This is a genomic window from Arthrobacter sp. AFG20 (genome assembly GCF_002892795.1).
GTDB lineage: Bacteria > Actinomycetota > Actinomycetes > Actinomycetales > Micrococcaceae > Arthrobacter.
The window spans coordinates 93,161-110,637 of record NZ_PJMC01000016.1 but is presented as its reverse complement, the minus strand read 5'-3'; the positions used below and the strand labels follow the sequence as shown (position 1 = coordinate 110,637).

Sequence of the window (17,477 nt, the reverse complement as noted above, 5' to 3'; positions counted from 1 at the left end):
CCCCCGCCGCAGCCGCACCCGCACGCGCCGCCGCAACGGCGAAGTGGTCTCCGGCGGCGAATCCGCCGCAACCGGTTCGCAGCCCGGCACCGAGGCCCCATAGCCTCAATGACTGAAACTGTCTGGGCGCCGGACGGCAGCAATCTGGTGGTGCACGCGGATAACGCGGACTTCCTCCCCTCGCTGCCGGACGGCGCCTTCACACTCATTTACGTGGACCCGCCCTTCAACACCGGCCGGGCCCAGCAGCGCCAGGAAACAAGGATGGTGCTCAACGCCGGCGGCGACGGCGACCGGGTGGGCTTCAAGGGCCGCTCCTACGACACGATCAAGGGCGCCCTGCACCGCTACGACGACGCCTTCAGTGACTACTGGTCCTTCCTCGAGCCCCGCCTGGTGGAGGCCTGGCGGCTCCTGGCCGACGACGGAACCCTGTACCTGCACCTTGACTACCGTGAGGTGCACTACGCCAAGGTGATGCTGGATGCCATCTTCGGCCGCGAGTGCTTCCTGAACGAGATCATCTGGGCCTACGACTACGGTGCACGCGCCAAAAACCGCTGGCCCACCAAGCACGACAACATCCTCGTCTACGTCAAAAACCCGGCCAAGTACCACTTCAACAGCGCCGAGGTGGACCGGGAGCCCTACATGGCCCCGGGGCTCGTGACGCCGGCCAAGCGCGAGCTGGGCAAGCTGCCCACGGACGTCTGGTGGCACACCATCGTCTCCCCCACGGGCAAGGAAAAGACCGGGTACCCCACGCAGAAACCCGAGGGCCTGGTGCGGCGCGTGGTGGCCGCGTCCAGCCGTCAGGGTGACTGGTGCCTCGACTTCTTCGCCGGGTCCGGCACGCTCGGCGCCGTCGCTGCCAAGTTGGGGCGCAGGTTCGTCTGCGTGGACCAGAACCAGCCGGCCATCGACGTCATGGCCAAACGGCTCGGGGCGCACGCCGAGATCGCGTCCTACCCACCCGCGTAGGTAGGGAGTCAGCGGACCACGGGTGTCCCCGTCCCCAGCTCCTCGATCCGGTCGAGGACGTCCGGGGCGGTCAGGTTCTCGCCCAGCCTGTTCGGCTTGCCCAGGCCGTGGTAGTCCGAGGACCCGGTCACAACTAGCCCGTGCTGGGCGGCCAGCTTCCGCAGAAACTCCCGGCCCTCCTCGGGGTTGTCCCGGTGGTTGACCTCCAGCCCGGCCAGGCCGGCGTCGATCATGTCGTGGTACGTGCTTTCGCCCACCACCCGCCCGCGTGCGGAGGCGACAGGGTGCGCAAAGACGGGAACGCCGCCGGCGTCGCGGACCAGTTCGACGGCGAGGGCCGGCTCCGGCGCGTAGTGCTGCACGAAATAGCGCGAATGGGAGGTAAGGATCGAGGTGAAGGCCTCGGACCGGTCCGCCACCACTCCCGCCGCCACCAGGGCGTCGGCGATGTGCGGGCGTCCCAGCGTGGCCCCCGGCGCCACATGGTGGATCACGTCGTCCCAGGTCAGGGGGTAGTCCTCGGCCAGCAGCGTGACCATGCGTTCGGCGCGGGTCAGGCGGGCGTCCCTGGCCTTCGTGATTTCCTCGAGCAGGCCCGGGTGCGTGGGGTCGTGCAGGTAGCTCAGGAGGTGGACGCTGATCCCCTGCTCCGTCCGGCAGGAAATCTCCATGCCGGGCACCAGTGCCACGCCGTTGTCAATCGCCGCCCGGGACGCTTCCGCCCAGCCGTCCGTGGAGTCGTGGTCCGTCAGCGCAATGACGTTCAGCCCCGCCGCCGCCGCGGCTGCCATGACCTCCGCCGGGGTCTCCGTGCCGTCGGAAATATTCGAGTGGGCGTGCAGATCTATCCTCACCAGCCCAGCCTAGTAGATGGGGCGCCCCTGTGCCCGGGAAGGGCGTGATTCGCCCTCCCGCGCCGGTGTTGGCCTAAGCCGCTCGGCTGGTGAGACTATTGGACGGTGAACGATGCAGACAACACCCACCACGGTGAAAACACAGCTTCCCAGCCCCTGGAAGAGCGCGTCAACAACCGCTCCCAGCGGCCCAGTTCCGCCGCTTTCAAGGCCTTCATGGCCAGCAGCTGGGCGCCCGAGCCGCAGGTGACCCCTGAACGGGACGCCGTTGCCAGCCACGCCGCGAGGAGGCGCCGGGCCATCTCCGACCAGTTCAAGGGTGAACGCCTGGTGCTTCCGGCCGGCCCCCTGAAGGTCCGCTCCAACGACTGCGACTACCGGTTCCGGCCGCACTCCGGCTTCGCCCACCTCACCGGCCTCGGGCTGGACCATGAGCCCGACGCCGTGCTCATCTTCGAACCCGTAGGGGAAGGAAAGGGCGACGACGGCGGCAGCCACCGCGCCACGCTCTACTTCCGGCCGCTGGCCGGACGGGACACCGAACAGTTCTACGCCGACGCGCGGTCGGGGGAATTCTGGATCGGTGCACGGCCTACGCTGGCCGAGTTTGAGGCCCGGCTCGGAATCCCCACCGCCCACATCGACGAACTCGAGGTGGCCGTCACCAAGAACGTCGGCGCCCCCGAAATCGGCGGCATCTCCATCCGCCTGGTACGCAAGGTGGACGACAACATCGACGCGCTCGTGGACACCGCCCGCTACAACACCGCCAAGGATCCGGACAATCTGGACCTTGGCGTGCTGGACGCCCTCGACGAGAAGCTGTCCGAGGCACTCTCCGAGTTGCGGCTGACCAAGGACGAGTGGGAAATCGAGCAGATGCAGACCGCGGTAGCCGCCACCGTGGAAGGCTTCACCGAAGTGGTCAAGGCCCTGCCCCGCGCCCTGACGCACTTCCGCGGCGAACGCGTGGTGGAAGGCGCCTTCTTCGCCCGTGCCCGGGAGGAAGGCAACGAACTCGGCTACGACACCATCGCCGCTTCCGGCAACAACGCCACCGTCCTCCACTGGACCCGCAACACCGGCAAGATCAACGCCGGGGAGCTCCTCCTGCTGGACGCCGGCGTCGAGGCCGATTCGCTCTACACTGCGGACATCACCCGCACGCTGCCGGCCAACGGCACCTTCTCGGACGTGCAGCGCAAAATCTACGAAGCGGTCCTGGACGCGGCCGACGCCGGCTTCGCGGCCGCCAGGATCGGCGTGAAGTTCCGCGACATCCACACCGCCGCCACCACTGTCCTCGCGGAGCGGCTTGCGGAATGGGGTCTGCTCCCTGTCTCCGTCGAGGAGGCCCTCGGCGAGGACGGCCAGCAGCACCGGCGCTGGATGCCGCACGGCACCAGCCACCACCTCGGCCTCGACGTCCACGACTGCGCCCAGGCCAAGCGGGAACTCTACCTGGACGGCGTGCTGCGGGAGGGCATGGTTTTCACCATCGAACCGGGCCTGTACTTCAAGCAGGAAGACCTCGCCATTCCCGAGGAGTACCGCGGCATTGGCGTGCGCATCGAGGACGACATCCTGATGACGGCCGAGGGCCCCGTGAACCTCAGCGCGGCGCTCCCCCGCACCGCGGACGACGTCGAGTCCTGGATGGCAGGCATCTACCAGGAGATCGACGCCAAGGGTTAACCGGCGCCGGCTCTTGCGGCCGGCCGGCCTCTACGAGCGAAAAGGGATGGGCACCGGATTTCTCCGGTGCCCATCCCTTTTTGGTCTCACCTGTCGGGCTCGCCCGGCGCTAACGCTGCGGCTCGTCCTTGCTGTGCGCCGGCTGGTTGGCGTCGTTCACGCGCACGCCGTACTGCGGGCGGCCATCTGGCAGGTCGGGGTAGCGAACAGCCGCCGGACGCTGGCCAGCGCGCTGCGCGTCCGGGGTATCCGCAGCTTCCGGGGCCCGGCCGGGCTGGCCGGGCTGGCCGGGCTGGCCCTCGACGGCCCCATACTGGGGTCCATCCGGAACCGGTGTGCCCGGGCCCGGTTCGCCCTGCGCCTGGGGAGTCTGGGAGCCCTGGGCGTCATTTCCCTGGGCATCCTGGGCCCGCTGGCCGTAGGGGTCGTTCCAGCCTGCCGGCCGCTGCGGCGCCTGGCCGTGGGACGGGCCCTGCGGCGGTCCCTGGTGCCGGCCCGGCTGCTGGTAGGGCTGGTTCTGGTAGTCGTGCTGGGCGTGCGGCGCCGGACGCGCACCCGGGGTGGCGTCGGACGGCGTCATCGGGAGCTGCTGGAGCAGCCGGCGCGCCTCCTGGGCCGCCTCGAAGGCCACGACGACGTCGTAATTGGTGGCAACCACCTGGCTGGTGGACGTGAAGTCGCGCTTGCCGCGCTGCATGGCATAGGTGACGATCCCGAACAGCATGAAGAACGCCGCACCCATCAGCACCGAGCTGATGATGGAGAACGTCCCGCCGGCAGGCGTGAAGAAGGACAGCATGACGCCGACGAAGAGGCCGAACCACATGCCGCTCAGGGCACCGGAGAGCGCCACGCGCGGGTAGCTGAGGCGCCCCGTTACCCGCTCCACCATCTTAAGGTCGTTCCCCACGATGGAGACCAGGTGCACCGCGAACTGCTGGTCGGCGAGGTAGTCCACGGCCTTCTGGGCGTCCAGGTAGGAGGTGTACGAGCCGACGGTGTCCCCCGTGGGGACGGTCTTCGATTCGTCCGATCCGTTGGGCGCAGCCTTCGGAGCACCAAAAATGTTAGCCATAACCCCATTCTTGCCCATAAGGATGGGTGAAAGCTGAAAATTCAGCTAAAAGAGAGCAGACTCGGTAGCCTGTAGGGGTGAGCACGAATCCTACCCGCGTCTTTGTCGCGCGCCTTCTGGGACTGGACGTCTTCGACCCGTTGGGCGACCGTCTGGGGCGGCTGCGTGACGTCGTCGTGCTCTCCCGCGGAACCCGGGGCGCCCCGCACGTGGTGGGCATCGTCGTCGAAGTTCCCGGGAAGAAGCGCGTCTTCGTCCCCATGACCCGCATCACTTCCATCGACCAGACGCAGGTCATCTGCACCGGGCTGGTCAACCTCCGGCGCTTCGAACAGCGCGGCGCCGAAACGCTGGTGGTGGCCGAAATGTTCGACCGCCGTGTGACCCTGACGGACGGCAGCGGCGATGCCACCATCGAGGACATCGCCATGGACCAGCACCGCTCGGGCGACTGGTTCGTGAGCAAGCTGTTCGTCCGGCGCGGGCACTCCCTGGCGCCCCTGAGCAGGCTGCGCCGCAACGAGACCATGATCATCGACTGGGCCGACGCGCACCAGGGGGCCAAGACAGAACCGCAGGCCGCCACCCAGTTCGTGGCCAACCACGAGGACCTCAAGCCCGCGGACTTCGCCGAGGCACTGCAGGAAATGAGCGACAAGCGGCGCTTCGAGGTCGCCAGCGAACTGCAGGATGAGCGGCTCGCGGACGTCCTGCAGGAGCTGCCCGAGGACGACCAGGTGGAAATCCTCTCCGCCCTCGACGTCCAGCGCGCCGCTGACGTCCTGGAGGAGATGGACCCCGACGATGCCGCCGACCTCCTCGGCGAGCTGCCATCCGCCCAGGCGGAGGAGCTCCTTCAGCTGATGGAGCCCGAAGGTGCCGAGGACGTCCGGCGCCTCCTCGAATACGACGAGGACACCGCCGGCGGCCTCATGACCCCCGTCCCGGTCATTCTGCCGCCCGAAGCCACGGTGGCGGAGGCCCTCGCCCACGTCCGGCGCGAGGAACTCTCCCCTGCCCTCGCTTCGTCCATTTTCATCGCCCGCCCTCCGCTGGAAACCCCCACCGGCCGGTTCCTCGGTGTGGTGCACATCCAGCAGCTGCTGCGCTTCCCGCCGTTCGAGTCGCTGGGCAACCTCGTGGACAAGAACCTGGAGCCACTCTCGGACCTGGCCCACATCAGCGAAGTCGCGCGCACCCTCGCCACGTACAACCTGAACTCCCTTCCGGTTGTTAACCAGGCCGGCCGGCTGGTGGGCGCAGTGACAGTGGACGACGTCCTGGACCATCTGCTGCCCGACGACTGGCGGGCCAACGACGGCGAGGCCCCGGTCAGGAAGCTTGGTGGCCGCATTGGCTGAAAACACGGCAAAGACAACGCGACCCGGCGGAAAGCCGGCAGCCCAGGGAAGCCTGGACACGCCGCTGAGCGGCCGCCAGCGCATCCTCCCCAAGTTCTCGCCGAACCCTGATGCCTTCGGCCATGCGACGGAGGGCTTCGCCCGCTTCATGGGCACGCCGCAGTTCCTGCTCTACATGACCGTGTTCTGTGTCTTCTGGCTGGCCTGGAATACCTTCGCGCCCACGGCCTGGCAGTTCGACAAGGTCGAACTCGGGTTTACGCTCCTGACCCTGATGCTGTCCCTGCAGGCCTCCTACGCCGCGCCGCTGCTGCTGCTCGCGCAGAACCGCCAGGATGACCGGGACCGTGTGTCCCTGCAGCAGGACCGCCAGCGGGCGGAGCGCAACCTGTCGGACACCGAATACCTCACGCGGGAACTGGCCTCGTTGCGGATCGCGCTGCGTGAAGTGGCCACGCGTGACTACGTCCGGGCGGAACTGCGCAGCCTGCTGGAGGACCTGTTGGAGGCCCAGGAGGAGCTCCGCACGCACGAGCCGTCGGGGCCAGGAAGCCACGAATCACCGCGCGAACTGGTCCGGGAAAAGCTGAAGGAGAAGCGGGAGAAGCAACGCAATCCCCGCACGCAGCAGATTCCCAAGGTCAAGTCTGAAAAAACGCGGGGCCGGGCAGCCCACCGACCCACATCTCCCGAAAGCTGAGCACCACGGCATGAGCACCACCCTCCTTCAGGCAGTCAACGCTGCCCTGGCAACCGTCATCGACCCGGAACTCCGGCGCCCCATCACCGAGCTGGGCATGGTGGACTCCGTGCAGATCTCCGACGACGGGACGGTCCGCCTGGCGGTGCTGCTCACCATTGCCGGCTGCCCGCTGCGCGACACGATCACGAGGGACTCCGAGGCGGCGCTGCTGGACGTTCCGGGCGTGACAGCCGTCGAGGTGGACCTGAAGGTCATGACGCAGGCGCAGCGCGACGCACTGAAGGAGCAGCTGCGCGGCCCCGGCGGCCAGCGGGGCATCCAGTTCAACCAGCCAGGATCGCTGACCAAGGTCTTTGCGGTGGCCAGCGGCAAGGGCGGGGTGGGAAAGTCCTCGGTGACGGTCAACCTCGCCTGTTCCCTCGCGGCACAGGGCCTGCGAGTGGGCATCGTGGATGCGGACGTGTACGGCTTCTCGGTTCCGGCCCTGATGGGGATCACCCAGGCTCCCACCCGCGTGGACGACATGATCCTCCCGCCGGTGGCGTACGGCGTGAAGGTCATTTCCATCGGCATGTTCGTCACCGGCAACCAGCCCGTGGCCTGGCGCGGACCCATGCTGCACCGGGCCCTCGAGCAGTTCCTCACCGACGTCTATTTCGGCGACCTTGACGTGCTGTTCCTTGACCTCCCGCCGGGCACCGGCGACATCGCCATCTCGGTGGCGCAGCTGCTGCCCAAGGCCGAGATCCTGGTGGTCACCACTCCCCAGGCCGCCGCGGCGGACGTCGCAGAGCGTGCCGGTGCCATCGCCACCCAGACCGGGCAGACGGTGGCCGGGGTCATCGAGAACATGTCGTTCCTGGAAATGCCCGACGGCGGCCGGATGGATCTGTTTGGCACCGGCGGCGGGGAGGTGCTCGCCGAGAGGCTCAGTGCGTCGACCGGCACGGACGTGCCGCTGCTGGGCCAGATTCCGCTGGATATTCTCCTGCGGGAAGGCGGAGACTCGGGCAAGCCCATCGTCCTGGGCGGCCCGGACACTCAGGCCGCGGCGGCGCTGTCCGGCATCGCAGGGAAGCTCGCGGCCAGGCCGCGGGGACTGGCCGGGATGAAGCTGGACGTCCAGCCCCGCTGATTGAGCCGTCGCGAAACGCGGCTACGTCGCCTCGGAATCGAAGGGGGCCCGCTCGCCCACGCCGAGGCTTGCGATGATGCGCGCCGGCCGCTCCTCCGTGTGGGAAGCGGCGGCTGATGCCGCAGCGGCTACCGCCGCCGGACCGCCGGCGCTGACCGGCTTGGTGTCGTCTTCGAGGAGCGCTTCCTTGATGATGCGCCGAGGATCGTACTGGCGGGGGTCGTACTTCTTCCAGTCGACGTCATCGATGTCGATGCCGACTTCTTCCTTGATCTGCTCCCGCGCACCGGAGGCCATCCGACGCACTTCACGGACCAGGTTTGCCAGTTTCTGGGTGTATTCGGGCAGCCGCTGGGGGCCGATCACCAGTATGCCGATGAGCAGCAGAAGGATAAACTCCGGGCCGTTGATTCCAAACACTTTAGGAAGATTACCCTTTCCGGGGAGGCAGTGACGATTTTGACCCGGCCCTGGCCCTCTGGGGGGGCATGCCGCAGGGAGGGACGCGCCTCAAAGCCCCAACTGGCGGGCTATTTTGCGGAGGCCGCGTTCGACCCGGTCGACCCCGGTTTCCTGCGCTGCGCTGCTGTCTCCGGCCGTATCGGTCCCGGCGGCCAAACCCGGACCGGCCATGCTTCCGGGCGCTGCGAGCATCGCCAAAGCATCGTCAGCCGAGGTGGCGGGCAGGTCCGACACGTAGGTGAAAGTGCTCCGTGCTGTCTGGTAGATCGCGCTCCACGGAGGCCCCGCCTTGACCCAAACCCGGCCGTCCGCCGTCGCTCCCGGCGGGTCAGCGGCAACGTAACCGTCGCTTCCCGCCTGGTGGCCTGTCAGCGGGTTGACCGGGGACGGCGCAGTTGGCGACCCCTGGTGCTGTTCCAGAATCCTCGCCGTATGCTGCCCGTCGGTGAGGCGCAGCTCCACTGTGGGCCGGCCTGCCAGTATCGTCGTGCTGGCTGATACCAGGCGGAAACCCATGGCACGCAGTTCGGGGCAGGTCCAGCCGGAGGACCGCAGGGCGGCTAGGCGGCTGTCTGTTCCCGGGGAATGCCCGGACTGGCCATGGAGCGAGGCGGTGCCCGCGGCATACTGCCCGGGTTCGCCGGCAACCGTGTAGGCACCGGCGGCGACGGCCCCTGCCGCCACCACGGCCACCCCGCCGGCCAGCCCCGCCAGCCGCATCCGGCTGGGCCGGGCAGCGGGGGCCGGCGCCATGGCCAATTGCTGGGTGCGGAGCAGGAGCCGCGCGGTCAGTTCGTCACTGGCGGCCGGGACTGCGGCAGTACGGAGCCGCTCAATGTACTGACGCTGCCGTCGCAGCGCGCTGGCGCATTCCGTGCAAGCACGGATATGGTCCGTTGTCTGCGGGTGCCGTCCGCCGGCAAGCGGCGGAAACCCGGTGTTCTTTCTGAGCCCCTCCAGCAAGCGATGTAGCCGATGCATGTCGCCGATCAGAGAACGCCGGCGATGCGGGGCATCTTCAGCCGCGGCTTGCGCGCCTGCTGCGGCCGCGGATCCCTGTGGGCAAGCTTTTCGCGAAGCATGGTCCGGCCACGGTGAATGCGTGAACGCACCGTGCCCAGCTTCACGCCCAGGGCCTCGGCGACTTCGTCGTACGACAGTCCCTCAAGGTCGCACAGGACGACGGCGGCACGGAAGTCCGGCGGGAGTTCCTCGAGGGCGGCCTGGACGTCGAGATCCAGGTTGTTGAGTTCGAAGCTTTGCTCGGGGCCGGGTTCACGGCCCGGGAGCCGTGATTCGGCGTCCTCGGCCAGCGCGTCAAACCGGATCCGGCTTTTGCGCCGCGCCTGGTCCAGGAAGAGGTTGGTGGTGATCCGGTGCAGCCAACCGTCCAGGGTTCCCGGCTTGAAGTTCTCCAGGGAGCGGAAGACACGGACGAACACCTCCTGGGTGAGGTCCTCGGCGTCGTACTTGTTACCGGTAAGCCGGTAGGCGAGCCTGTACACCTTGGCGGAGTGGTTGGTGACTACTTCTTCCCACGTGGGCATGGCCCACTCGGCAGCGTGCTCTTCAGTTGCAGGGACAGGTGCCGCAACGGATGCTGACATCGTCCACTCCCCTCATGGATGTAATAACGCCTGACGTGCTTTACATCATTGGTTCGGCGCCGGTCACCACTTGGATGAGCGGATAATTATCATGTCAAAGTTGGCTGGGAATTTCCTGACTGCGGGGCCCCTCTTTGCTAAAAGCGCAACTTTTGGCCCGCATTTCCTGCCCGCATTCCGTAAATTTTCGTCACCCTCCGCCGGGCAGTAGAACAGTATCCGCCATCACAGGCGTGCCCGCTGTCACTTGCCCCTCGGGCGCCGTCCAACCAAGTACGCTGTAATAACATGCCCCCTGCCGCCCAGAAAGCGAAATCCATGAGCGCCGATAAGTCCACGAGCTGGTCCTATGCAGAAGATCTGCCTGCCGAGGATGAGGTCCTGCTGCGCGCCCGGGAGCGTTCGTTCGAGCTTGGCGTAACACCCATCGGCCGTGGCGTCGGCGCCGTCTTGACTGTGCTGGCGGCGGCATCCAAGGCGCAGACCGCCGTCGAGATCGGTACCGGCGCCGGCGTCTCTGGCGTCTGCCTGCTCCGCGGCCTCGGTCCGCAGGCCGTGCTCACCACCATTGACGTGGACGTCGAGCACCTGAAGGCCGCCCGGGAGGCGTTCCAGGAGTCAGGCAGTCCGGCCAACCGCACCCGCACCATTTCCGGCCGCGCCGGTGATGTCCTGCCGAGGCTCACCGACGCCGCCTATGACCTCGTCTTCATCGACGGCGACAAGCCCAACTTTCCCCGCTACGTGGAACAGGCCGTACGCCTGCTCAAGACCGGCGGCCTGCTGATCGTCAATGACGCCCTGGACAAGGACCGGGTATCCAACCCCGCAGCCCGCGACGCAACCACCGTTGTGCTGCGCCAGGTGGGCAGGGCCGTGCGCGACGACGACCGGCTGGCTTCCGCCATGCTCCCCACCGGTGACGGGCTGCTGGTAGCAGTCAAGAAATAGCCCGGCCCGCTGCGGCAGGCTCGGAAGACCAAAAAGGCAGGGCCCGCAACCTATCGGCTGCGGGCCCTGCCTTTGCTCTTATTCGGTGACGCCGACGAGGCAGTCCTTGAGGTTGGCCGCCTCTGCGGCATTAAGTTCAACCACGAGCCGGCCCCCGCCTTCGAGCGGCACACGCATAATCAGGCTGCGGCCCTCCTTGGTTACTTCCATAGGGCCGTCGCCGGTGCGTGGTTTCATAGCCGCCATGAGGAATATCCCCTCCAGTAGTCCCAGGACCGAGCAGCCCGGCCGGGCTGAGTCCGCGTAGTCAAAACAATGCCGCTCTGGCGGTCCCTTCGGCAGCCGCCATGGCTGAACAATGCGAATGCTTTTTGTCCTTGCTTACTACCTATTATCCTGTAATTACCCGCCTGTAGCTAATCGATGGACAATTCGTTCACGTGCGGATTCCTGCGCCCTTCTGCGGGCTGATCTGGGCAAACCTATCCGGGAACCTCCGGCCCGTCACGGCGGATAGTCCCCTCCGCCCGGCAGTTGCGCCCACGCCCAGAGCCACACCACCCACACGATCTGCAGCAGGACAAACATCGTGATCACCGCGCCACGGTACGCCCGCGACCGGGAAACCAGCGCGGCCGCCAGGGCAAGGGGAAACAGCGGCAGCAGCATGCGGAAGGTGCTGGTCTGTGGATGCAGGAACACCACGAGGTACCCCATGTAGCACACACACCACAGCCGGAGTTCTGTTCCCAGCCGACGCACCGGGGGCGAGGCCATCAAGAGCCCGAACACCGCCACGAAGACGAACGGTGCCACGAGCCCCAGCACTGGCCCGAACAGCTGGACGCCGGTGTCGAACCAGGGTTTGAAGGGCACCAGGTCGTGTCCGCGCCAGACCGTCTCGGTCTTCGTGTACGCAGCGATGTCACCGGTGACCGCCCATGCGATGGCGGGCCAGGCGAGGGCGCCTGCACCGCTGACGGCGGTCAGCCCGGCGAGGGACCACAGTTCGTTCCGGCCGTGGATCCGGCGCCCCTTGACGGCCATTCCGTGGTTCCGCGCCGCGAGCCATGCCTCACCGGCACGGAACAGGAACAGGATCCCGATGGTCGCCGCAAACGGAACACCCGTGGGCCGGGAAAGGCACATGGCCAGAACCACGGGAATGGCCCACAGGTAGTGCCGCCGGACCACCAGCAGCAGCGCAGCGGCCAGCAGCAGGAGGTTCAGGGATTCCGCGTAAGGCACCTGGAGCACCGGCGAGACAGGGAAGGTGGAGAAGAGCGCGGCGCCCCACAGGGCCGGCCAGTGAGCTGCCTTGGTGCGGAACAGCTTGTAGACCACCAGCGAGGCCGCCAGTCCGGCGCACATCGCAATCAGGATGAGGGCGGCAGCAGGGCCCATGCCCGTGGCAGCGGAGAGCATCCGCCCCAGCGTCGGAAACAGCGGATAGAACGCCCAGGTGTTCTCCTGCACGCTGCCGGCAGCGTCCACCGGCAGTTCGGACGGATACCCGCCGGTCATGACGGACTCGTACCACCGCGCATCCCAGATGTTGATGAAGTTCCAGTAGTCGGGCTTGGCCGGGAACCAGGGGTTGAATCCCTGGTGCAGGGCGGCCGACATGAAGATGCAGGCGCTGACCAGCCGGGCGGCCACATAGACCGCCGCCACCTGGGCCCACCACGGCCAGCGGGCCAGGCGGCCGCCGAGCCGTGCCGCGGCGGCCCGGAACGCCCTGTCCAGCCGTGTCCCGTCCAGCCGTGTCCCGTCCAGCCGTTCCCCGTCCCGCCGTGCCCCGTCCCGCCGTGTCCCGTGAGCCGACGACGGGAGCTCGGCTGCTGGCGGCACGGGGCCCGGAGGCGGCATTGGGGAGCTCACGTCCGGTCCTCGGCGGCCGTCTGTTCGCCGGGGGCCAATTGTGCTGCTATTTGTTCTGCGGCAGTCAATTGTTCTGCACGGGCGCGAAGCTGCTCCCGGAGGCCCTCTATTTCGGCGTTCCTGGCGGCCAGCTGGTCCCGCAGGTCGTCCAGCACCTGGTCCACCTGGTCCATCCGGTAACCCCGCAATCCCAGCGCAAACCGGACATGGTCGACGTCTGCCGGTTTTGCGTCGGCGGGGAGAAGCACCGGAGGCAGGGACGCCACGGGTTCATCGAACCCGTCCTTGAAGCCGTCTCTGGCGCGAGGCGCGCGGGTGCGTTTCCTCCGCAGCATGCCCGCCCCGAGGTCGGTCCCGATGAGGGCAGTGGCTCCAATCAGGACGATGGCGAGGAAAACGAGGAAGAAACTCACACCACCAATCGTGCCAGACGCAGCCCCGCCTGCCGCTAAGTAGGGCGGCTGCTGCCCGGGCGGCGTGCCCGGCCGGCTGCTACTCGGGGCGCTGGTCCCCATCGGAGGACGGCGCCCGGACATGGCCGTGGAGGACGAAATTCACTGCTTCCTCCGGGCTGTCCACTACCTGGATGAGGTCCAGGTCCTTCGCCGAGACCATTCCCTCAGCCACCAGGGTCCCCTTGATCCATTCGATCATCGGCCCCCAGAACGCAGCACCCAGCAGGACGATCGGGAACGAGGTCACCTTCTGCGTCTGGACGAGGACCATGGCCTCGAAGAGCTCATCCAGGGTGCCAAGGCCGCCGGGAAGAACGATGAAGCCCTGGGCGTACTTCACGAACATGGTCTTCCGCGCGAAGAAGTAGCGGAAGTTGATGCCGAGGTCCACCCACTGGTTCAGGCCCTGCTCGAAAGGCAGCTCGATGCCGAGGCCCACGGAGACGCCGTTGCCTTCCACGGCTCCCCTGTTGGCGGCTTCCATCGAGCCAGGGCCGCCGCCGGTGATGACGGCCACGCCTGCTTCGGCCAGCTTGCGGCCCACCTCCACACCCATGTCGTAGTACGCGCTTCCGGGCTTGGTGCGCGCAGAGCCGAAAACGCTGACCGCCGGGCCCAGGTCGGAAAGGGCGCCAAAGCCTTCCACGAACTCGCTCTGGATCCGCATGACGCGCCAGGGGTCGGTGTGGATGAAGTGGCCGGGGCCCTTGGTGTCGAGGAGCCGCTGATCCGACATCTCCACGGCTGCCTGCTTGCGGCGCAGTTCTAGGGGCCCTTTCCGGCGGGGCTGTACTGATTTTGACGGATCTGCGTTGATGCTCATCCCCCAAGGCTAACCTGCTGACCAGCAGGTATCTCTTGAATTACGATCAACCGGAAGTTGGGGTGATTACGGTCATAACCGAGCAATGTTCGCTAGATTCTTTCTTATGACTACTCAACTGCCAGGCGACGCACTCGTCTCCCTGAATGCCGTTAACAAGCATTACGGTCAGCTGCACGTTCTGAAGGACATCAATCTCCAGGTCCGCAAGGGCGAGGTGGTTGTGGTCATCGGCCCCTCAGGCTCGGGCAAATCCACCCTGTGCCGGGCCATCAACCGGCTGGAGACTATCGACGACGGCGACATCGCCATCGACGGCAAGCAGCTGCCTGCGGAAGGCAAGGAGCTTGCCCGGCTGCGCGCCGACGTCGGCATGGTGTTCCAGTCCTTCAACCTGTTCGCGCACAAAACCATCCTGGAAAACGTGACCTTGGGCCCCATCAAGGTCAAGGGCACCGCCAAGGCGGAGGCGGACAAGGAGGCCATGGCCCTGCTTGAGCGGGTGGGTGTGGGCCACCAGGCGCCCAAGCTCCCGGCCCAGCTCTCCGGCGGCCAGCAGCAGCGTGTGGCCATCGCACGTGCCCTGGCCATGAAGCCCAAGGTCATGCTGTTCGACGAGCCAACTTCCGCACTCGACCCGGAGATGATCAACGAGGTCCTGGACGTCATGATCCAGCTGGCCAAGGAGGGCATGACCATGATCGTGGTGACCCACGAGATGGGCTTCGCCCGCAAGGCTGCCGACCGTGTGGTGTTCATGGCTGACGGACAAATCGTGGAGGACGCCACTCCCGAGGAGTTCTTCACCAATCCCCAGAGCAGCCGCGCCAAGGACTTCCTGTCCAAGCTGCTCACGCACTGACAACCGATCCAGCACTCCCCACCCACTTCAAGACCACCCGAGTTCGCACCCAGGCCGTCACCGGCGGCCGCCCAATGAAAGGAATGTCATGAAGGCATTTTTGACCCGGAGGAAATCCCTTCTGGCAGCAGCATCCGCGGCCCTCGCTCTGACCCTGAGCGCTTGCGGCGGCGGCGGCACCGGGACCGGCTCCAACCCCACCCCGGTCGAGAAGCCCAGCTTCGCTGCAGGCACCACCATGGAAAAGCTCGCCTCGGCCGGCAAGGTGACCATCGGCACCAAGTTCGACCAGCCGCTGTTCGGCCAGAAGGGCCTGGACGGCAAGCCGGTCGGTTTCGACGTCGAAATCGGCAAGCTGCTCGCCGCCAAGCTGGGCGTCCCCGCAGACAAGATTGAATGGGTCGAGACCGTCTCCGCCAACCGCGAGCAGTTCATCAAGCAGGGCAAGGTGGACCTGATCGTGGCCACCTACACCATCAACGACAAGCGCAAGACTGAGGTCGCCTTCGCCGGCCCGTACTACGAAGCAGGCCAGGCGCTGATGGTGAACAAGGACAACACGTCCATCACCAAGCCCGAGGACGTCAAGGGCAAGAACGTCTGCTCTGTGACCGGGTCCACCCCGGCCTCCACCATCGTGGAGAAGTACGGCGCAGTCCTGGTGCCGGCCGCCACCTACTCGGCCTGCCTCGAACCGCTCCGCAACAAGCAGGTTGAAGCGGTGACCACTGACAACGTCATCCTGGCAGGCTTCGTTAACAAGGAGCCGGATGCGTTCAAGCTGGCATCCGACGAGACCTTCACCAAGGAGCCCTACGGCATCGGCGTGAAGAAGGACGACACCGAGTTCCGCAACTGGATCAACGACCAGCTGGAAAGCTTCGCCAAGGACGGCTCGTACAAGAAGGCCTGGGAAGATACGGCCGGCGCGGTCATTAAGACCGCACCGGAACTTCCGGCCATCGACCGCTACTAGAACGATCGTGGCGGTTACCGGCGGCTGTGCCACAGCTGCTGCCGGTAGCCGCCGCTTCCGTTTCCGCACATTCTTCTGAACGCAGCTAAAGGATCCTATGGACGTCATCATTGAAAGCCTCCCCCAATACTGGGACGGCTTTCTCAGAACCCTGTTCCTGGCCGCCGTTTCCGGCATCATTGCTTTGGTTGTGGGCACCCTGCTGGCCGCTGCCCGGGTCTCCCCTGTTGCTGCCCTCCGCGGCTTCAGCATGGCCTACGTGGAGGTGGTGCGTAACACCCCGCTGACCATCGCCTTCTTTTTCGCGGCGGTGGTCCTGCCCCGGCTCGGTGTGACCTTCCAGCAGTTCGAAGTCGCAGCGATCATCGCCCTGAGCGCCTACACCTCGGCATTTATCGCCGAGGCGGTCCGCTCCGGCGTCAACAGCGTTCCCGTCGGCCAGGCCGAGGCAGCCCGCAGCATCGGCATGAAGTTTAGCCAGGTCCTGTCGCTGATCATTTTGCCGCAGGCCCTCCGCACCGTGGTTCCGCCCCTGATCAACATCCTGATCGCGCTCGTCAAAAACTCCTCAGTGGCCGGTGCCTTCTTCGTGCTGGAGCTGTTCGGCTACGGCAAGCAGCTTGCCAACGATCACGGCGACGCCGTCATGTGGGTGCTGGTGGGGGTTGCAATCTTCTATCTCCTGATCACCGTGCCGCTGGGCTACCTTGCCCACCTGGTCGAACGAAAGGTGGCGATCGCCCGATGAGTTCGGTTCTCTACGACGTTCCCGGGCCCAAGGCCCGCCGTGTCTCGCTGATCGGCTCCGTGATCGGCGTCGTGCTGATCGCCGCCCTGCTGGCCTGGGCTGTCATGACGCTGGCGCAGCAGGGCATCTTCCAGGCGCAGCGCTGGGCGATCTTCGGCCAGGCGGACGTCTGGACACTCCTCGCCAACGGCATCGGCGCGACGCTGAGCGCAGCGGCGATAGCAGCGGTCATCGCCTTTCCGCTTGGACTCCTGCTGTGCCTGATGCGCATCTCCGATGTGGCCTGGATCCGCGTTCCCACCAGGATCGTGCTCGAGTTCCTGCGCGGCATGCCCGTGGTCCTCATGATGCTGTTCGTGCTGCTGGTCTTCGCCACCAGCTCGTTCATCGCCGTGGTGGCCGGCCTGGTCCTCTACAACGCCGCGATCTTCGCGGAGATCATCCGCGCAGGCATCCAGTCCCTCCCCCGCGGCCAGCGTGAAGCGGGTCTGGCGATCGGCCTGACCAGCTTCCAGTCCCGGCTGACCATCGAACTGCCGCAGGCGGTCCGCCGCATGCTGCCGTCCCTCGTGGCCCAGCTCGTGGTCCTGCTGAAGGACACGTCGCTGGGGTACATCGTTGCCTATGGTGAACTGCTGCGTGCAGTGCAGGTGATGGCGGACTTCCTGGGCCCGCAGTTCCTGTTCCCGGTCTTCTTCGTGGCGGCGGCCATCTACATCGCCATCAACCTGGCCGTGTCCCGGCTGGCCATCTGGATCGAGCGGCGCGGATCCAAGAAGGCCGCCGGCGGAGTGGCGAAGGCCCCCACCGCCGGCGTGTCCACCGTGGTGAAATAAAAAGGGCAGGCAGTAACAGCGAAGGGTCCGCAGCCAACCGGCTGCGGACCCTTCGTGTTTGTCGGCCGATAC

General features: G+C 66.6%; 19 protein-coding genes. 10 read left to right on the top strand and 9 right to left on the bottom strand.

Annotated elements, in window-relative coordinates; genetic code table 11:
• Window positions 1-108 precede the first annotated feature (108 nt).
• Window positions 109-981 (top strand): site-specific DNA-methyltransferase, encoded by an 873-nt coding sequence (locus CXZ05_RS17685; protein WP_102973830.1) that lies wholly within the window; start codon window positions 109-111, stop codon window positions 979-981.
• 8 nt (window positions 982-989) lie between these two features.
• Here the strand turns inward: CXZ05_RS17685 and CXZ05_RS17680 are convergent, their stop codons facing one another.
• Window positions 990-1,835: a PHP domain-containing protein gene (locus CXZ05_RS17680; RefSeq protein WP_102973829.1), complete on the bottom strand. Its 846-nt coding sequence runs from the start codon at window positions 1,833-1,835 to the stop codon at window positions 990-992.
• A gap of 105 nt (window positions 1,836-1,940) precedes the next feature.
• Between CXZ05_RS17680 and CXZ05_RS17675 the strand changes: the two genes are divergently transcribed.
• Window positions 1,941-3,530 carry an aminopeptidase P family protein gene (locus CXZ05_RS17675; RefSeq protein WP_102973828.1) on the top strand — a complete coding sequence of 530 codons (1,590 nt, stop codon included), beginning with the start codon at window positions 1,941-1,943 and terminating at the stop codon, window positions 3,528-3,530.
• 109 nt (window positions 3,531-3,639) lie between these two features.
• Here the strand turns inward: CXZ05_RS17675 and CXZ05_RS17670 are convergent, their stop codons facing one another.
• Window positions 3,640-4,605 (bottom strand): general stress protein, encoded by a 966-nt coding sequence (locus CXZ05_RS17670; protein ID WP_102973827.1) that lies wholly within the window; start codon window positions 4,603-4,605, stop codon window positions 3,640-3,642.
• A 77-nt stretch (window positions 4,606-4,682) separates the two neighbouring features.
• On the opposite strand from CXZ05_RS17670, the gene CXZ05_RS17665 reads away from it, so the two are divergent.
• Genes CXZ05_RS17665 through CXZ05_RS17655 form a run of 3 tightly spaced genes read left to right on the top strand, consistent with a single transcriptional unit; the run spans window position 4,683 to window position 7,804 of the window.
• Window positions 4,683-5,966: a magnesium transporter MgtE N-terminal domain-containing protein gene (locus CXZ05_RS17665; protein ID WP_003805129.1), complete on the top strand. Its 1,284-nt coding sequence runs from the start codon at window positions 4,683-4,685 to the stop codon at window positions 5,964-5,966.
• On the top strand, window positions 5,947-6,666 hold the full coding sequence (locus CXZ05_RS17660; protein WP_374754672.1) for a DUF1003 domain-containing protein: 720 nt from the start codon (window positions 5,947-5,949) through the stop codon (window positions 6,664-6,666). The genes CXZ05_RS17665 and CXZ05_RS17660 overlap by 20 nt, the downstream gene beginning before the upstream one ends.
• A gap of 10 nt (window positions 6,667-6,676) precedes the next feature.
• Entirely contained in the window at window positions 6,677-7,804 is a 1,128-nt protein-coding gene (locus CXZ05_RS17655) for an Mrp/NBP35 family ATP-binding protein (protein WP_102973825.1), read from the top strand.
• Window positions 7,805-7,825: 21 nt separating this feature from the next.
• Here CXZ05_RS17655 and CXZ05_RS17650 read toward each other — a convergent pair whose 3' ends face one another.
• The 3 genes from CXZ05_RS17650 to sigE all read right to left on the bottom strand — a co-directional run bounded on the left by CXZ05_RS17650 (window position 7,826) and on the right by sigE (window position 9,873).
• Window positions 7,826-8,224, bottom strand: coding sequence for a twin-arginine translocase TatA/TatE family subunit (locus CXZ05_RS17650; protein ID WP_102973824.1), 399 nt, complete (start codon window positions 8,222-8,224; stop codon window positions 7,826-7,828).
• A gap of 90 nt (window positions 8,225-8,314) precedes the next feature.
• On the bottom strand, window positions 8,315-9,019 hold the full coding sequence (locus tag CXZ05_RS17645) for an anti-sigma factor (protein ID WP_146033111.1): 705 nt from the start codon (window positions 9,017-9,019) through the stop codon (window positions 8,315-8,317).
• Between the two features lie 236 nt (window positions 9,020-9,255).
• Entirely contained in the window at window positions 9,256-9,873 is a 618-nt protein-coding gene (gene sigE, locus CXZ05_RS17640) for an RNA polymerase sigma factor SigE (protein ID WP_102973822.1), read from the bottom strand.
• A 318-nt stretch (window positions 9,874-10,191) separates the two neighbouring features.
• Here sigE and CXZ05_RS17635 point away from each other — a divergent pair, with 318 nt between their 5' ends.
• On the top strand, window positions 10,192-10,824 hold the full coding sequence (locus CXZ05_RS17635) for an O-methyltransferase (RefSeq protein WP_102973821.1): 633 nt from the start codon (window positions 10,192-10,194) through the stop codon (window positions 10,822-10,824).
• A gap of 78 nt (window positions 10,825-10,902) precedes the next feature.
• Here the strand turns inward: CXZ05_RS17635 and CXZ05_RS17630 are convergent, their stop codons facing one another.
• The 4 genes from CXZ05_RS17630 to CXZ05_RS17615 form a co-directional block, all read right to left on the bottom strand.
• Entirely contained in the window at window positions 10,903-11,070 is a 168-nt protein-coding gene (locus tag CXZ05_RS17630; protein WP_102973820.1) for a DUF3117 domain-containing protein, read from the bottom strand.
• 258 nt (window positions 11,071-11,328) lie between these two features.
• Window positions 11,329-12,705, bottom strand: coding sequence for a hypothetical protein (locus CXZ05_RS17625; protein WP_102973819.1), 1,377 nt, complete (start codon window positions 12,703-12,705; stop codon window positions 11,329-11,331).
• Window positions 12,702-13,118 carry a DivIVA domain-containing protein gene (locus tag CXZ05_RS17620; protein ID WP_102973818.1) on the bottom strand — a complete coding sequence of 139 codons (417 nt, stop codon included), beginning with the start codon at window positions 13,116-13,118 and terminating at the stop codon, window positions 12,702-12,704. The genes CXZ05_RS17625 and CXZ05_RS17620 overlap by 4 nt, the downstream gene beginning before the upstream one ends.
• Before the next feature lie 79 nt (window positions 13,119-13,197).
• On the bottom strand, window positions 13,198-13,983 hold the full coding sequence (locus CXZ05_RS17615) for a TIGR00730 family Rossman fold protein (RefSeq protein WP_102973817.1): 786 nt from the start codon (window positions 13,981-13,983) through the stop codon (window positions 13,198-13,200).
• Between the two features lie 106 nt (window positions 13,984-14,089).
• Between CXZ05_RS17615 and CXZ05_RS17610 the strand changes: the two genes are divergently transcribed.
• From CXZ05_RS17610 to CXZ05_RS17595, 4 genes are all read left to right on the top strand, one after another.
• The gene (locus tag CXZ05_RS17610; protein ID WP_102973816.1) at window positions 14,090-14,845 is read left to right on the top strand and encodes an amino acid ABC transporter ATP-binding protein; all 756 of its coding nucleotides are present in this window, start codon (window positions 14,090-14,092) and stop codon (window positions 14,843-14,845) included.
• A gap of 88 nt (window positions 14,846-14,933) precedes the next feature.
• A complete protein-coding gene (locus tag CXZ05_RS17605; protein ID WP_102973815.1) occupies window positions 14,934-15,821 on the top strand; it encodes a glutamate ABC transporter substrate-binding protein in 888 nt (295 codons plus the stop codon).
• 97 nt (window positions 15,822-15,918) lie between these two features.
• Window positions 15,919-16,569 (top strand): amino acid ABC transporter permease, encoded by a 651-nt coding sequence (locus CXZ05_RS17600; RefSeq protein WP_102973814.1) that lies wholly within the window; start codon window positions 15,919-15,921, stop codon window positions 16,567-16,569.
• Window positions 16,566-17,405, top strand: a complete 840-nt coding sequence (locus CXZ05_RS17595; RefSeq protein WP_102973813.1) for an amino acid ABC transporter permease — start codon at window positions 16,566-16,568, stop codon at window positions 17,403-17,405. Before CXZ05_RS17600 ends, CXZ05_RS17595 begins: the two co-directional genes overlap by 4 nt.
• Window positions 17,406-17,477: the final 72 nt, after the last annotated feature.

Excerpts from the sequence above, each read along its gene's own strand:
- CXZ05_RS17595 (WP_102973813.1), top strand. The coding sequence starts at position 16,566 with ATGAGTTCGGTTCTCTACGACGTTCCCGGGCCCAAGGCCCGCCGTGTC.
- CXZ05_RS17610 (WP_102973816.1), top strand. The coding sequence starts at position 14,090 with ATGACTACTCAACTGCCAGGCGACGCACTCGTCTCCCTGAATGCCGTT.
- CXZ05_RS17645 (WP_146033111.1), bottom strand. The coding sequence starts at position 9,019 with ATGGCGCCGGCCCCCGCTGCCCGGCCCAGCCGGATGCGGCTGGCGGGG.
- CXZ05_RS17605 (WP_102973815.1), top strand. The coding sequence starts at position 14,934 with ATGAAGGCATTTTTGACCCGGAGGAAATCCCTTCTGGCAGCAGCATCC.
- CXZ05_RS17655 (WP_102973825.1), top strand. The coding sequence starts at position 6,677 with ATGAGCACCACCCTCCTTCAGGCAGTCAACGCTGCCCTGGCAACCGTC.
- sigE (WP_102973822.1), bottom strand. The coding sequence starts at position 9,873 with ATGTCAGCATCCGTTGCGGCACCTGTCCCTGCAACTGAAGAGCACGCT.
- CXZ05_RS17615 (WP_102973817.1), bottom strand. The coding sequence starts at position 13,983 with ATGAGCATCAACGCAGATCCGTCAAAATCAGTACAGCCCCGCCGGAAA.
- CXZ05_RS17635 (WP_102973821.1), top strand. The coding sequence starts at position 10,192 with ATGAGCGCCGATAAGTCCACGAGCTGGTCCTATGCAGAAGATCTGCCT.
- CXZ05_RS17630 (WP_102973820.1), bottom strand. The coding sequence starts at position 11,070 with ATGGCGGCTATGAAACCACGCACCGGCGACGGCCCTATGGAAGTAACC.
- CXZ05_RS17685 (WP_102973830.1), top strand. The coding sequence starts at position 109 with ATGACTGAAACTGTCTGGGCGCCGGACGGCAGCAATCTGGTGGTGCAC.
- CXZ05_RS17670 (WP_102973827.1), bottom strand. The coding sequence starts at position 4,605 with ATGGCTAACATTTTTGGTGCTCCGAAGGCTGCGCCCAACGGATCGGAC.
- CXZ05_RS17600 (WP_102973814.1), top strand. The coding sequence starts at position 15,919 with ATGGACGTCATCATTGAAAGCCTCCCCCAATACTGGGACGGCTTTCTC.